The sequence below is a fragment of the Nodosilinea sp. AN01ver1 genome (genome assembly GCF_050565655.1).
In the GTDB taxonomy this organism is placed as follows: Bacteria; Cyanobacteriota; Cyanobacteriia; order Phormidesmidales; family Phormidesmidaceae; genus Nodosilinea.
The window spans coordinates 123,002-137,210 of record NZ_JBNXVS010000007.1; the positions used below are offsets into that span (position 1 = coordinate 123,002).

A 14,209-nucleotide genomic window follows, 5' to 3' on the forward strand; every position below is an offset into this window, starting at 1 on the left:
CCATGGTACCCTAGCCCCCTCAGTTTGCATTTGCACTGCGGATGCTAGGGTTTTCGCGTTCTGTCTTCCTAACCCACACCTGGAGACAGAACCGATGTTTGACTATCTCGAACCCGATGCCAGCGACGACCAGGGAAACCTAGGGACCGGGTCCCTGCCGCTTTCGTCTGGGGCCGGGGGCAACGACAGAGGGACCCGGTCCCTCAAGCCCCCAACCCCCGAAAAAGTGCGCCACATGCTCTACGGCAGTTTGGCCGCCATCGATCGCACCATCAAAATTCTCCACGCCCTCGGCTACGCCGACCCCAATGACTGGAGCGACCCCATCCCTGCGCCACCTGCTGCCGAGACGCGATCGCTTCGACTCCGCTCAGCGACCGCAGCCGAACCCCGGTCATCGAGCGGAGTCGAGATGCCAGCATCGACCGCAGCCGAACCCCGGTCATCGACCGAAGCCGAGATGCCAGCGTTGAGCGGAGCCGAAACGCCAGCAGTGAGCGGAGCCGAAACGCCAGCAGTGAGCGAAGTCGAAACGCCAGCAGTGAGCGAAGTCGAACTGTGGATGGCAATTCTCACCAAAACTGTACTGATTGAGTAAGCCCCATCTCTCATAGAGACCGGATGCCCTCTGTTCTAGCTACAGGCAGAGGCACCCGGTCTCGGAAGCCTAACCTGGCGTTTGTGCAGCGCTGCAAAGTAATCTAAAGCTGCGAATTGGTAATGTAGCCCAGCAACTAACGATCTGCGATCGCAGATCGCCAATGTGGCACAGCAGATCGCTAATGTGGCACAGCAGTTTAATGATCTGAGCGCGCAGATCGTTAATGTGGCACAGCAGTTTGGCGAAACTGGCACAGCAGTTTAACGATCTGAGGGTGCAGATCGCCAATGTGGCACAGCAGATCGCTAATGTGGCACAGCAGTTTGGCATTGCAAGCCCACAGATCAGCTTTGCGGTGGGTCAGCGAAAGACATTTTGCTATGCATTGGTTATAGCCGTCGCCCCAGCGGTTAGGACGTTTTCGTAGGTAGCCTATGGGCGATGGCTATACGCCAGTTCGCTGTCCCAGGCTTGGCTACAGGCGGTCAGAAATGGCCGAAGCGAACTGGTCAGCGCTATATTTTGCCTGGCTATTGGACCCTGTTCACCGCCAACTCATTCGCCGCAGTTGGCAGCGGCAACCTTAGCACCCAGCTCGACTCACTAGGGCAACCCCAGCAGCCAGCCAACGGTTCATACAATTGCCAGAGAGTTGTGGGAGAAAATACGGGCATATACCGCTTTCTCTGTGCTGCCCTATGCTGCTTCGCCGCCGATCGCTGAGGCTGTTCTTCACCATTGCCCTGGGTGCAGGGGCAGCGCTAGCCACGGCTGTGCCGCTGCGGGCCGCAGACACCGTAGAGCTAAAGTTTGGCCCCTTTAGCCGCTCAATCCCCACCGAGTCGTTGGTCACCTTTGCCGAAACGGGCACCGTTGACCAACCGCTGGCTCCCTTTTTGCGGCGGCTCAACCCGACTCAGCAGCAGGGGCTACGCCTGGCCCTGACCCGCAGCCGAGCGGTGCATGTGGTGCCCATTTCTCAGTGGTTTAACAGCCCCATGGGCGATCGCAGCCTGCAATTTCTGGGCCAGGTGGCCCAGACCGAGGCGGGGCTAAACGGGCGGCAGGCGCTGCGGGCGGCGATCGTAGCGGCGGCGGCTGAGGATGGCAACATTTCGCCGCTCGATATTGTGCGCCACTTTCCCACCAGCCGTTTGCGGCTAGATATGGCTCAGGCTATGACCGTCGCTCGCCAGGTGCAGGCCGAGGCGGCGGCCACCCGCGCGATTGTAGCGGCGATCAAACAGCAGTCCGAAGCTGAGGCGGCGCGGCCTCCAGCGATCGATTTGGCGGCCCTGCCCGACCTCACCCAGCCCGGCCCCTACGGCAGCCGCCGGGTGTCGCTCACCCTGGTCGATGCCGATCGCAGCCGCACCTACGCCGCCGACCTGTTTGTGCCAGAAAACTTGGCGGCGCTGCCCGGCCCTATACCTGTCATTGTGCTCTCCCACGGCTTGGGCGACAGCCGCACCACCTTTTTCGGCCTGGCGGCCCATGCTGCTTCTTATGGGTTTGCGGTGGCGCTGCCCGAGCATGTGGGCAGCAACAGCAGCCAAAAGAATGCCATGCTCACCGGGCTCGATCGCGAAACGTTCAAGGCCCGCGACTTTTTAGACCGCCCCCTCGACGTTAGCTTTTTGCTCGACGAGCTAGAGCGGCTCAATGCCAGCACCTTTGACAACCGGCTGAATGTAAACCGGGTGGCGGTGGTGGGCCACTCCTTTGGCGGCTACACGGCCCTGGCCCTGGGCGGAGCCAGCATCGATTTCGATCGCCTGGCCCGGCGCTGCAACCCCGCCGCCAACCTGCTGCTCGATGCCGCCATGGTGCTAGAGTGCCGCGCCCTGGAACTGCGCGCCGATGCAGAAGTCATGGATCGCCTGGCCCAGGGCACCAAAGACGATCGCGTTCAGCTGGTGATGGCCTTTGCTACCGTGTCTAACCTGTTTGGCCCTCGGGGCATGGCTCAGGTGGCGGTGCCGGTAATGCTGTTTGGTGGCGAAGTAGATTTGGTGGCTCCGGTGGTGCCGCAGCAGGTGGCCACCTTTAGCTGGCTGCGGGGCCGCGATCGCTACCTGTATCTGGGCGAAAACACCTCCCACGGGCCCGACTTTACCCGGCTGGCGACGCGCTTTTTATATATAGACGACGCCCTAGAGCAGAGCATTGACGAGGCGATCGCCGCTACCCAGGGCGTCAATCGCTCGCTGGTGGTCGCCTTTGCTCAGGTCTATCTGGCCCAGAATGAAGCGTACCGGCCCTTTTTGCGATCGCACTACGTAGAAGCCGTCAGCACCGAGCCCTTTCGGCTGCACCTGGTGCGCGAGCTGCCGCCCCCGGTAGTCGAGCGGCTATCGGGGCTACCCGGCCTGGAATAATAGGAAAGACCCTTTCGCCAGCCGACCTATGACCGCCCCTACCGTAGAAACATCGATGCCCCTCACCCTGCCCGAGATGGGCTGCGGCACCTGGGCCTGGGGCAACCAGCTGCTGTGGGGCTACGACCAGCGCATGGATAGCGAGCTGCAGCAGGTGTTTAACCACTGCCTCAGCCACGGGGTAACGCTGTTCGACAGCGGCGACTCCTACGGCACCGGGCGACTAAACGGGCGCAGCGAAACCCTGCTGGGGCAGTTTGCCAAAGAGTATCAGGGGCCGTATGCAGAATCGCTTTGTTTGGCCACCAAGCTAGCCGCCTACCCCTGGCGGCTGACGTCTGGGTCGGTGGTCAAGGCTGGCGCGGCCTCAGTTCAGCGGCTGGGTCGCCCCATCGATCTGGTGCAAATGCACTGGTCAACGGCCAACTACCTGCCCTGGCAAGAAGCCCCCTTTCTCGACGGGCTGATGGATCTGGTAGAACAGGGCCAGGCGCGGGCAATTGGCCTGTCAAACTTTGGCCCCAAGCGGCTAAAGCTGGCTCACCAGCGATTTCAGGCGCGGGGGCTGAGCATTGCCACCCTGCAGGTGCAGTACTCACTGCTGTCAACCTACCCCGTCACCGAGCTGGGCCTCAAGGATCTCTGCGACGAGCTGGGCATTCGGCTGATTGCCTACAGCCCTCTGGCCCTGGGGCTGCTGACCGGCAAATACTCCGCTACCGGGCCATACCCGTCGGGCATTCGGGGGTTGCTGTTTCGCCAGCTGCTGCCGAAGATTCAGCCATTGCTGGATACGGTGGAGGCGATCGCTGCCCAGCGCCAAAAAACCTCGGCCCAGGTCGCCCTCAACTGGTGTCTTTGCAAGGGCACCATTCCCATTCCCGGTGCCAAAACCCTGGCCCAGGCAGAGCAAAACTTAGGCGCTTTGGGCTGGCGACTCGACGCTGGCGAAGTGGAAGACCTCGATCGAGCGGCGGGGCAGGGGCAGGGGCAGATGGTGCAAAACATTTTTCAGTCGCGTTAGCGGGTTAGGGCGTTGCTGAAGACAGTTACAAATTAAAACGGCCACATCTCTCGCAGGGGCAAACAGCCATTTGCTCTATCGATCGATGCGTTCTAGCGCCAAGGCTTTTTGCCGTCTTCTCTGTCTAAAGCTAGAGCCAAAACAGACCTAGAGAGTGATGCAAAAGCGAATTCAAATCTCGATAATTGGCTCATTCAGCACAGCCCCATCAAAAGCTGAACCCCATCGTGAGTCGCCCTTCCCCTCAGGAGAACTGCCAATGTTACGCTACGCGCTGATCTTTCTGGTTGTGGCTTTGATTGCCGCTTTCTTTGGATTTGGCGGTGTGGCTGGTACAGCCGCTAGTATTGCCCAAATCCTGTTCTATATTTTCCTGGCTGTTTTTGTAATTTCGCTGATTATGAGTCTCGTCAAGCGGGCCTAGACTTTTCCCGCCATTTTTTCCGATTAATTAGGGTGCAGCGGCTAGACAGTTGTAACTGTCCCCTGAGCGGAGTCTTAGGCTTTGCCGCCCCGGATGGGCTAGGGGAGGTCTCGGATAAGTTTTGGCTTTCTCCCTTTGGGAGACGCAGGGCGTTCGCGATAGCGTTGCGGAGCAAAACGACTTCGCTCAGCCAGCATAATCGCAGGGACGCTGACAGACAGTTTTAGCTTCCTTTAAACCAAAATCCCTCTTTTTTCTGAGTCGTTGAAAGAGGGATTTTTACTGTTTTAAGCGTTTACTTCACTCCCCGCAGGGCTACCATCCAGCGGTTGGGCTTACTCTTGGTGCGGGCGGTTACGTGCCAAACCCGACTGCCAGAGCAGTGGTTAACCACGGCCACCATGCCAATCAGCGCCTTGAGCCAAAAGTAAACGGGCGACAGCAGACAGTAGAGCACCCCGTGGCGACGAGTATAGGTAGAGGCGGTTGGGCGCAGACCCATCGCCACCGCGACCTGCAGCACAACGCTGAGGGTGAGTAGCCCCATCAGCACCAGGTTGAGGTTCTCAAAGTCGAGATCGCGCGTGCTGCGGCTGAGATAAATGCTGAGCAACATGGGCACCACCTGCCACACCAGCGGATAAAACCCCTGGCTAAAGAGCAGCATCAGCACCCAGTAGGGCTTTTGGGCTCTGTCTAGGTGGGGCGATCGCAGCACTCGTCGCAGGTGCAGGCCCGCCACCTCTAGCCAGCCCTGGCTCCAGCGCTGACGCTGCAGCCACAGCCCGCGCAGGTTGTCGGGGGCTAGCTCTGTGGTGACAATGGCCGGGTCGTGTACCAGCCGGTAGCCCGCCAGCAAACTCCGCACCGTAACGTCGATATCTTCGGTCAGGCGGGTGTGGTGAAAGCCCAGGTGGCGCAGGGCGGCGGTGCGCCAGTAGCCGTTGGAGCCGCCAAACAGGGCGGTGTCTGCCAGCAGCGATCGCCCGTAGTGGCTGACCCCATAAATGCACTCAAACTCCACCGCAATCAGCTGGGTGAGCCAGCTATCTTTGGCGTTGCGAATGATATTGCGCCCCTGCACCATGTCGTAGCGCCCCTGATAGAGCCAGGCCCAGGCCCGGCTGAGGCAGTCTGCCGCCGGATGGTGGTCGGCATCAAAAATGCCGGTCATCTCGCCATTGGCCACTTGCAGGGCGGCGTTCAGGTTTTCGGCCTTGGACTGGCTGTGGGGCACCGGCAGCAGCACCAGGGCCGGGTAGCGGCGGGCCATGGCCTGCAAACGATTTTCGACCGGCAGCCGCACTGGCGTGTTGTAGGCCAGAATAATTTCCCACCCCTGGGCAGGCGGCGTCACCTGGGTGAGCCAGTGGAGCAGAGTGTCTTCGATGATGTCCTGCTCGTTGGGCAGGTAGGCCGCCACAATAACCGAGACAAAGGGCAGCGCAACCTGGGTAGGCAGCAGCCCCGGCATCGAGGTGGGTCGGGCCACCGCTGGGCGACGGCGACGCCAGCGCCGCACCCCAGCCCACCGCTGCAGCAGCCCCCGGTTAAACCAGGGGTTAGAGCGACGGCTGCTGTAGATCACCACGGCGGTTTCGGCATTGATCACCACCAGGCCAATCAGGGAAACCACCAGCAGTGCGCCCTGCAATATCCCCAGGCTATGGTCGTGGTTAAGGGCAAAAATGTACACCGCCATCGGTATCCACAGTAACCAGGTGCTCAACCAAAGCAGCCGCCTGGCGATCGCCAGAACAGGCTGAGCAAACAGCGCCAGGCTCGACTTCATAGGCGGGGATTAACTCCTTATTAATAGGTAACAAGGCCAGTAAACCGACGGTATACCTGTGCCGTTGACGACCGTAGAACATTATGACAGCCAGGGCAGGATTAGCCCTGGGACAACCTGGCCAGTACCCTGGGTGCCCCTAGCGCAATAGCGAGCCTTTCTTATTTGCTGATTGTCCCAAAAAAAAGCGGATTTTGGATTATTCCTTGGTGTGATTGCTGCTTTAGCCATTTAATTTGCCTTGGGTAAACCATGGCTACCGCCGCGATTTTTAGCCAGGGGCTAGTCGCGCAGGTTGCCATCTTGACCGTCGCGGCGGTAGCGAGGGTCGCGCCAGGCTCCGCCTACCCCGCGCAAAATGCCCCGCCCAATCAGGCCAATGCCGCGGCCAATGACATCGGTGAGCACGTAGACAATGCCGCTGCCCACCAGCGATACCGCTGAGCGAAATCGGGGCGCGATCGCGTCGCGAGCCTCGACCGCCAGCGTCACCGCCCGCTGCAGCCCCGACAACTGATCGAGCTCATCGCGCCGGGGCGAGTACACGGTTTCGGCCTGAATGCCGCGCTCGGTAAAGCCAAACAGGCGATACTGGCTCTCAAAAATGGCCCTGGGCTCGTTAATTAGCCCGTCCCAGCGGTAGCGCCAGGAGAGATCGTTGCGAAAGCGTTCAATGTCGCGGCTGGTCATCAGGCGGCGGTGGTAGAGGTTTTTCTTCAGCAGTTCTACGTCGGCAAAGTGGTTGAGCACCGGCTGCACAACGGCGTTGGCCAGCTGAATCAGCAGGTGCCCCAGTAGGGCCTGACTGCGGGCCATGGCCTCAGGGCTGGCAGCCTCATAAAGGCCCCCGTCCACCACCAGCGATTCGTTAAACAGTAGATGCCCCAGCAGATCGGGCACCAGAGGAATGCGATCGAGAATGGCCGCCTGCACCACCGGGGCCTCGACCAGCAGGGTAGGCACCACCGGCTGCTCCAGGTTGCCCACCTGGAGGGTGTAGTAGCGGCCAAAAAAGTCGGTGACGGCGGCCTGCCAGAGGTCTTGCAGCACCAGGGGGCTTTTTTCGCTCAGCTGCCCCGGCAGCACCCCGGCCTGACGCAGGTTGTCGAGGCTGTCTTCGACCTTGCGCAGCACCAGATAAAACAGCTCTCGCTTTTTGTCGTCGCGCAAAATATCGGTTTCGAGGGGCACCCCGCTGGTGTTCTCTAGCAGGCCCTGAAGCTGGTTAAACAGCCGTTCAAACACCTGCGAGGCCAGGTCGCTCTGGCTGAGGGCGAGGCGCTCGGCGGTTGCAACCGTCAAAGCATCGCCCGACGGCCCAGGGTTGCCCCGCCGGGGTGGAACCGGCGACATGCGCCTGTCTAAGCGAGGCACTAGCGGGTCCGGTGGCTCTAGATCGGCTTCGGAGCGGCGCGCCGCGACGGCGGGCGCTGAACCGGCCAGGCTGGGGGTGGCCAGCAGTTTGCCCATCAGCCAGCGAGCGGCCCGCAGCTCTCGGTAGCGCCCGGCCAGTACCGCCTCCTCCAGCAGCGACCCTCGCCCCCGCCGCTGCTCGGCCTCGATCGCAGCCATGACCGCATCAATTTGCCGCACCGCCTGCTGCCTCAGGCTGTAGCGCAGCCGGGTGAGGGCACTGGGCGACGGGTTGCCCCCAGCAATCGGCACCTCTCGCATCGATACCGCAGGCGATCGCTCTGGGGCGAGGCGAGGAACCCTTACGGGCTCTGCCGGGGGCTGGGGGCGGCTCGGCCTCGCCAGCCGCTGCACCAGGTCGCCCAGATCGGCCACGGCCATACCGCGAGCGCCAAACCCGTCGGCTCCCATCTGGCGGGCGGCGACCTCTAGCACTGGCTCGGCCTGGGCGCTGAGCACCAGCACCGGCAGATTAGGGTAGCGGGCTTTAATGTCAGCGCAGAGGCGCAGCCCCGGCAGCTGGTCGGGTTGCCCGGCCCCCAGCCCCAAATCGAGAATGACCAGGTCAAGGTCGGGCCGCGATCGCGCGGTCGGGGTCGCCGCCGTCCGGGCAGAGTCAGCGATCGCGCCACTGTCCAAACCGAATTGTTCGGCTCGACTGGCCAAAATCGCCAGAGTGTCGTCGGCGCGGGTGGCCTCGGCCACCACGCTGTACCCAGCGGTTTGCTCCAGCCAAATGCGCAGACCCAGCCGAAACACCGGGTCTTCATCGACCAGCATCAGGCGCAGAGGGGCGATCGTCATTCTGACTCGGTCGTTGAGGAACTGTCCCCACCCGGCACAGGACGGCCCTCGGCCTCCCAAATTGACCAGATGTAGGCCCGCTCGGCTTTCCAAAGGGCGATCGCATTGCTGGCCTCGTCGGAGAGGGCCCGCCCCGCCCCAATCTGGCCCGCCAGGTTGATCGCCGCCGTCAGGCTGCCGCTGTAGGCCAGGTCCTTCGCCTCATCCAAAATCGGCTTGTCTTCAGCGATTTGAATGGTGGCGGTCCACTCCTGCACCAGCCCCTGGGCGCGGCTGTGCAGGGCTCGACCGGGCTGAATTTTGTTGGCCTCGGCGATCGCTTCTTTCAGCTTGTCCTGCTCGGCCAGCGCCACCGCCGCATCGAGCATGGGCCGGTCTTCGATCACCTGAATTTCTTGCTGCCACTCGGCTACCAGGGTTTGGGCCTCGACCCGCAGGGCGCGACCCAGCTCGACCTCTGACGCTTTTGCGATCGCCGTTTCGAGCGCGGCAATGGTGCCAGGCTTAGCCAAACTGCGGGCTTCGGCCAAAATGGGCCGGTCAGCAATGCGCTGGAGATTGGCCTGCCACTGGGCCACCATCGTCTGGCCCTGAATCCGCCGAGGGCGGTCAACTTCGACCATTTGGGCCTGGTGGATGGCCCAATCGTAGGTCGGGCGCTGGCCCAGTCGGGCCACCATATCGCTAAACGTCAGCCGTCTCAAATCGGTAAGCTGCTCACTCCACTGGTCTACCGACGATAGATCAGCCGCTGCGTACGCACTGTTCGCCGGAAGCTGATTGACGGCGCTAATGGCGGCCATCAGCCCAAACATGTGGCTGTAGCGAGGAGCCACGCCGCTTGGGTCGGCCTGGGCGGCCAGCGTTTGGGCATAGCTCAGGGCCAGCAATTCCTGGGCGGCGGGCAGCAGGCTAGGGCTCGGGGGGACCACACTGGCCAGCTCTAGAGCACCCGCGCGATCGCCCACCTGCCAGCGCTGCAGGGCCACATCCAGCACAGTCTTACTCCAGGCGTCGATGTCATTTTCGGCGGCCTGCCACACCTGACTGCGCAAATCGATGTCCCGCGCCAGCACCACCGCCTGACGCAAATTCTCAATTTTATTGGTGCTGGCCAGGGCGCGGGCCTGCAACAGCTGATTCCACGCCTGCTGCTCGACCAAAAACTGCTGCTGCCAAAACACGTAGCGCGTGGTCAGCCAGTAGTCGCTCTTGAGCGCTTTAAACTCCTGCAGGTAGGTTTTGGCCAGCGCCCAGTCGCTAGCGGCCAGCGCCGGTTTGAGCTTGGCCTCGATCGCTCGGCCCTGCTCCCAGTCTTGCCGCCACTCAAAAATTACCGCCTGGGCTGATTTGCGCAGGGGCGTATTGAGGGGAATTTTTTCGGCCAGCTCGATCGCGTCTTCGAGCTTACCCGCCTGCACCCAGCTGTTGGCCAGCACCAAAATTTGCTCCGAAGCATCCTTGAGAATCTCCTGCGATTCGTCATACTTGGAGTGGGTTTTGGGCCAGTTGGCGGTCAGCAGCACCGCCTGCACCAGGCTATTCGGTTCGCCCGTGCGGGCCTGGGCCTTGGCGCAGTACAGCAGGTCGCTTTCCGAGTGAAAGGGCGTTACCTGATCGCAGTCGGGCAGGGGTGGAATGCGAGTCAGCCACATCAGCGCCCAGCCGCAAAATATCCCCGACCCCGCCAGCAGCAAGACCCACAGGGTCAGCCAAAACCACTCCCACGGCTTAACCTGAAGGCTCGGTTTGGAGCGCTGCCGACGCGAACTCAAGGGCGAAGAGGCCGGTGTAGATGCCATGACGTCGAACTACCGAGAGCGAGCTGTAGAATCTAGACTGTCAGGACGGCATGAGCGAGTCCGGATTGGCTCAACCCCCCGCTGAAAGCAAAGATGCTGACACATTGTAGAAGCAATCTATCGACTTGACCCTAGATTTTGGGCCTATTTTTTGAGGAACGGCACAGGTATGGCGTACGGCACAAAAAACCCTCTAGATCCCCAAAACAGAAACGCTGTAACAGGCAAAGTTCGGCTTCAGCGGGCGATCGCCCTGACGGCCATCCTGGGGCTAGCCGCCGTCCCAGTCGCCGCCAACGATCAGCTCAGGCAGTTTTTGATTAGCCGCCGCTGCGTGAGCTGTGACCTCAGCGGCATGGTACTGGCCGAGGCTAACCTGGAGGATGCTGACCTCACCGGAGCCAATTTGGCCGGGGCCAACCTGCGCCAGGCCCGCCTACCTCGCGCCCAGATGACTCAAACTGACCTGAGAGAGGCCAATCTCAGCCAGGCCATCATCAGCCAGGCCGACCTGTCAGGCTCTGACCTGGCTGGGGCAAACTTGCGCGGCGCTACCCTCACCGGCAGTCGCTTAGTCGAGGTCAACGCCACCGCCATCAACCTAGAAAACGCCGAAGCCCGCGAGACCAACTGGTCGGGCAGCGACCTCAGCGACAGTCGCCTCGATGGGGTCTCCTTAGCCCAGGCCGGCCTGGCCCAGGCTAACCTCAGCCGTGCCACGCTCACCAATGGCCGACTCTACCGAGCCAACCTAATTGGGGCGCGGCTAGATGGGGCCGACTTTACCGGAGCCGATCTGCGAGAAACGCTGATTCGAGATGCCTTTGTAGACGGCGCTGACTTCACCGATGCCGATCTGTACGGCGCGAATCTAGTTCGTACCGATCTGGGCACCGCCCATTTTTGCAACACCCGCATGGCCGATGGCGAGATCAATAATGACGACTGCGCCGACACAGCGCCCTAAGTCAGTAGGTCGCCTTCATTATTTTTAGGATGTGTTATCGCGCCAGCGCAACCCATAGCCCCGGCCTCGCGGTGCGTTGGGCTGTCGCTACAACTCACCCTACAGCAGCATCATATCTAGGACCACCTACTTATCTTGAAGGGGCAAAGACCGTTTTTCTCTCTACAAATCACCTAGAAAAGGTTTGAAACGTCTTATTTTTTTGATGCGAAAGTGGGAAATCAGAGGTGACTAAGCTTCAGCAAATTACTTTTCAAACGCTCTCTTTAGATCATTTTTCTCGCTAATCGCAGCAGCTCTCAATTGAATGAGGCAAACAACTGCTAGGTTCTCAGTTTTCCCAGCTGCTGGCTAGTTAAGTTTCACTCCGGTCCCTTTTATACCGAATCCTATCTGGCTGCCCCCAATTGGTAGGGACATTGCAGTGCAACGCCCCTACGGAATACCTGTTTTGAATCGGGGTTTCTCATGTCGGATTTCGTATTACAAGAGAGCCGAGTGGATCATCGCGATGTAATCCTCTCAGCGAAAACTGCTGCGGGGGTGTGCAAGTAGAATTTAACATCAGCATTTGCCGTATATCCTTCGGATGACCGACCCAACCTGTGGCCATAAATACTTAGTCTGAGACTGTATAGCGACGGCAAGTCAGTTTAGAGCACAAACAGGCATCTCAGCCCAGGCTGAAATACTGACCGATTCATCGCTACAAACTAAGTTCGAGTGAGCGGAGTTTTCCTGTCGGCAAAACTCTAGATTTCATACTGAACTTGGTATATGCATTGTCTTCGCCCTAAAGCTCACTAAGAGAAACGGCATGTCAGACGGCTTACTTATTCTAGAGGTTGAGAATTAGCTGGGTTAGGCAATGTGACGGTACAGACAATCACACTTGCAGAGGAGAATCCAATGAAAAAACTACTAGCGACCCTTGGCCTAATTGGTTTTGGTTTAGTTAGCTGCACCGCCTACGAACCCTATACAGCATGGGATGCTGACGAAGACGGCTATCTAAATCGCAGCGAATTTTACACCGGTGCTTACGACAGATGGGATGCAGATAGAGACGGCTATCTCTACGACACCGAGCTTTACGACGGCCTAGGTGAAACAGGAGTTTACGACACCTGGGATACCGACAGAGACACTTACTTAGATGCGAACGAGTTTGGCATTGGCATCAATGATAATGGCTACTTTAACGCCTGGGATACGGACGGCAGCGGCGCGATCGAAGGCTACGAATACCAGAGCTACTACGACCTTTGGGACTTAGATAACGATGGCATATTAGACACCAGTGAGCTGTCGCAAGGAGCCTATAACTACTGGGATTTAGACCGGAGCGGCTATCTCGATCGCGATGAGTTTGAGACGGGTCTAGACGACAGCGGCATTTACGATGCCTGGGATGCTGACGGCGATGGACTGCTCAACCAAAACGAGTATGGCTACCAGTTTGGCACCTAATTTGCCGTTGCCTATCCCTGCTAGTATCGAGCTACGGTATTAGCAATACCCTCGGGCTCAACACCCTCAATAACTCAGCTATTCATGCTGGCGATCGCTGGGCCATCAAGCCACCTTCCACGTTTGATGCCGAGGGCATAGTGAGGCGATATGGGCAATGGATAGTAGACTTGAAACCAGTATTTTGAGGTTTTGAGATCAGAATGCCTCCCCATTCGCGCTCATTTCGCCTCTCGCGGCGGCGATTTCTGCAATGTTCGACCGCGGCGGCCTCTGCCGTAGCTCTGGCCAACTGCCAGCGATCGCAATCTAACTCTGCCGGTACCGGCAGCTCAGCCAAGCCCCTGCACCTCTACACCTGGGCCGACTACGTCGACGATGAGGTGTTCGATCGCTTTACCCAGGTCACCGGCATTCCAATTGAGGTGCAGACCTACGACTCCAACGAGACTATGCTGGCTAAGCTACAGGCTGGGGGCGGCCAGCAGTTCAGCATTCTCTACCCCTCCGACTATATGGTGCAGCAGATGGTCGATCTGGGTTTGCTGGCTAGCCTCGATCATGCTCGAATTCAGGGCATGGATGACCTGCGCGGCCCCTGGCAAAATCCGGTTTATGACCCCAACAACACCCACAGCATTCCGCTCAGCTGGGGTACTACCGGGCTGATCTACGACACCACCAAGCTCAGCCCCGCCCCAGCCGACTGGGCCTACCTGTGGGAGCAGCGGGATGTGTTGGCGGGCAAAATTACCCTACTCGACGACGTTCGCGAAACCCTGGGGGCAACCCTGGCTTCGCTGGGCTATTCCTACAACACGACCGACCCGCAGCAGATTGAGGCGGCTTTTGAGCGACTGCGGGAGCTGAAACCTGCGATCGCCCAATTTTCCAGCTTTGGCTGGGAAGACCCACTGATGGCGGGCGATTTTGACATCTGCATGACCTACTCGCACCTGGGTAATGCCCTGCCCGCCGAGCACCCCAACCTGCGCTACGTTATCCCCACCTCGGGGAGCTCATTGTGGACCGATACGATGGTGATCCCTAAGGATGCGCCTAACCTAGAGGCGGCCTACGCCTGGCTCAACTTTATGCTAGAGCCCGAGAATGCGGCCTACGCGGTCGAGCGGCTGCGCTTTGCCACCCCCAGTCAGGCGGCCTTTGCCCTGCTGCCCGCCGAGCTGCAGGAGAGCGAAACCCTGTTTCCGCCCGAGTCGGTACTGGCCAATTGCGAAGGCATTGCGCCCCTGGATCCGGCTACCGCCGACCTGTTCGATCGCTACTGGACTGAGCTGACCAGCAGCTAGCGCGGTCACTCCCGGCCTTAGGCACGCTGTACGCTTGAGGCAAGCCGTTGCTGAGTTGTTGGCATGACCTTTCTAATCGTGGCGATCGCGCTTTTGGTCGTGTTTGCCCTGCGCTTTCGCAGAACCAATCAGTTCATGCCCGCCGGGTTGATGGGCACCGTGAGTTTATTTTGTGCGGCTGTGTTTGCGATCGCCCTGGCCCTATAGAGTCTTGCGCCCTTCTA

10 protein-coding genes and 1 pseudogene are annotated in these 14,209 nt (G+C 59.8%); 8 read left to right on the forward strand and 3 right to left on the reverse strand.

Annotated features, from left to right (window positions below):
- Window positions 1-94 precede the first annotated feature (94 nt).
- The 4 genes and pseudogenes from ACQ4N7_RS08590 to ACQ4N7_RS08605 all read left to right on the forward strand — a co-directional run.
- A pseudogene (locus ACQ4N7_RS08590) lies at window positions 95-346 on the forward strand (hypothetical protein); the annotation flags it as partial.
- Window positions 347-1,299: 953 nt separating this feature from the next.
- On the forward strand, window positions 1,300-2,979 hold the full coding sequence (locus ACQ4N7_RS08595) for an alpha/beta hydrolase (RefSeq protein WP_430711196.1): 1,680 nt from the start codon (window positions 1,300-1,302) through the stop codon (window positions 2,977-2,979).
- Window positions 2,980-3,007: 28 nt separating this feature from the next.
- Window positions 3,008-4,003, forward strand: coding sequence for an aldo/keto reductase (locus tag ACQ4N7_RS08600; protein ID WP_430711197.1), 996 nt, complete (start codon window positions 3,008-3,010; stop codon window positions 4,001-4,003).
- A gap of 259 nt (window positions 4,004-4,262) precedes the next feature.
- A complete protein-coding gene (locus ACQ4N7_RS08605) occupies window positions 4,263-4,427 on the forward strand; it encodes a DUF1328 domain-containing protein (RefSeq protein ID WP_430711198.1) in 165 nt (54 codons plus the stop codon).
- 295 nt (window positions 4,428-4,722) lie between these two features.
- On the opposite strand, the gene ACQ4N7_RS08610 is transcribed toward ACQ4N7_RS08605, so the two are convergent.
- The 3 genes from ACQ4N7_RS08610 to ACQ4N7_RS08620 form a co-directional block, all read right to left on the reverse strand.
- Window positions 4,723-6,219 (reverse strand): glycosyltransferase family 2 protein, encoded by a 1,497-nt coding sequence (locus tag ACQ4N7_RS08610; RefSeq protein WP_430711199.1) that lies wholly within the window; start codon window positions 6,217-6,219, stop codon window positions 4,723-4,725.
- 282 nt (window positions 6,220-6,501) lie between these two features.
- Window positions 6,502-8,436, reverse strand: a complete 1,935-nt coding sequence (locus ACQ4N7_RS08615) for a DUF3685 domain-containing protein (protein ID WP_430711200.1) — start codon at window positions 8,434-8,436, stop codon at window positions 6,502-6,504.
- Window positions 8,433-10,238: a hypothetical protein gene (locus tag ACQ4N7_RS08620; protein WP_430711201.1), complete on the reverse strand. Its 1,806-nt coding sequence runs from the start codon at window positions 10,236-10,238 to the stop codon at window positions 8,433-8,435. Before ACQ4N7_RS08620 ends, ACQ4N7_RS08615 begins: the two co-directional genes overlap by 4 nt.
- Before the next feature lie 169 nt (window positions 10,239-10,407).
- Between ACQ4N7_RS08620 and ACQ4N7_RS08625 the strand changes: the two genes are divergently transcribed.
- From ACQ4N7_RS08625 to ACQ4N7_RS08640, 4 genes are all read left to right on the forward strand, one after another.
- Window positions 10,408-11,205: a pentapeptide repeat-containing protein gene (locus tag ACQ4N7_RS08625; RefSeq protein WP_430711202.1), complete on the forward strand. Its 798-nt coding sequence runs from the start codon at window positions 10,408-10,410 to the stop codon at window positions 11,203-11,205.
- Between the two features lie 909 nt (window positions 11,206-12,114).
- On the forward strand, window positions 12,115-12,675 hold the full coding sequence (locus ACQ4N7_RS08630; protein WP_430711203.1) for a hypothetical protein: 561 nt from the start codon (window positions 12,115-12,117) through the stop codon (window positions 12,673-12,675).
- Between the two features lie 203 nt (window positions 12,676-12,878).
- Window positions 12,879-13,985: a polyamine ABC transporter substrate-binding protein gene (locus ACQ4N7_RS08635; RefSeq protein WP_430711204.1), complete on the forward strand. Its 1,107-nt coding sequence runs from the start codon at window positions 12,879-12,881 to the stop codon at window positions 13,983-13,985.
- Between the two features lie 63 nt (window positions 13,986-14,048).
- Window positions 14,049-14,192 carry a TMEM14 family protein gene (locus ACQ4N7_RS08640; RefSeq protein ID WP_430711205.1) on the forward strand — a complete coding sequence of 48 codons (144 nt, stop codon included), beginning with the start codon at window positions 14,049-14,051 and terminating at the stop codon, window positions 14,190-14,192.
- Window positions 14,193-14,209 lie beyond the last annotated feature (17 nt).

Excerpts from the sequence above, each read along its gene's own strand:
- ACQ4N7_RS08640 (WP_430711205.1), top strand. The coding sequence starts at position 14,049 with ATGACCTTTCTAATCGTGGCGATCGCGCTTTTGGTCGTGTTTGCCCTG.
- ACQ4N7_RS08620 (WP_430711201.1), bottom strand. The coding sequence starts at position 10,238 with ATGGCATCTACACCGGCCTCTTCGCCCTTGAGTTCGCGTCGGCAGCGC.
- ACQ4N7_RS08625 (WP_430711202.1), top strand. The coding sequence starts at position 10,408 with ATGGCGTACGGCACAAAAAACCCTCTAGATCCCCAAAACAGAAACGCT.
- ACQ4N7_RS08610 (WP_430711199.1), bottom strand. The coding sequence starts at position 6,219 with ATGAAGTCGAGCCTGGCGCTGTTTGCTCAGCCTGTTCTGGCGATCGCC.
- ACQ4N7_RS08605 (WP_430711198.1), top strand. The coding sequence starts at position 4,263 with ATGTTACGCTACGCGCTGATCTTTCTGGTTGTGGCTTTGATTGCCGCT.
- ACQ4N7_RS08630 (WP_430711203.1), top strand. The coding sequence starts at position 12,115 with ATGAAAAAACTACTAGCGACCCTTGGCCTAATTGGTTTTGGTTTAGTT.
- ACQ4N7_RS08600 (WP_430711197.1), top strand. The coding sequence starts at position 3,008 with ATGACCGCCCCTACCGTAGAAACATCGATGCCCCTCACCCTGCCCGAG.
- ACQ4N7_RS08635 (WP_430711204.1), top strand. The coding sequence starts at position 12,879 with ATGCCTCCCCATTCGCGCTCATTTCGCCTCTCGCGGCGGCGATTTCTG.
- ACQ4N7_RS08615 (WP_430711200.1), bottom strand. The coding sequence starts at position 8,436 with ATGACGATCGCCCCTCTGCGCCTGATGCTGGTCGATGAAGACCCGGTG.
- ACQ4N7_RS08595 (WP_430711196.1), top strand. The coding sequence starts at position 1,300 with ATGCTGCTTCGCCGCCGATCGCTGAGGCTGTTCTTCACCATTGCCCTG.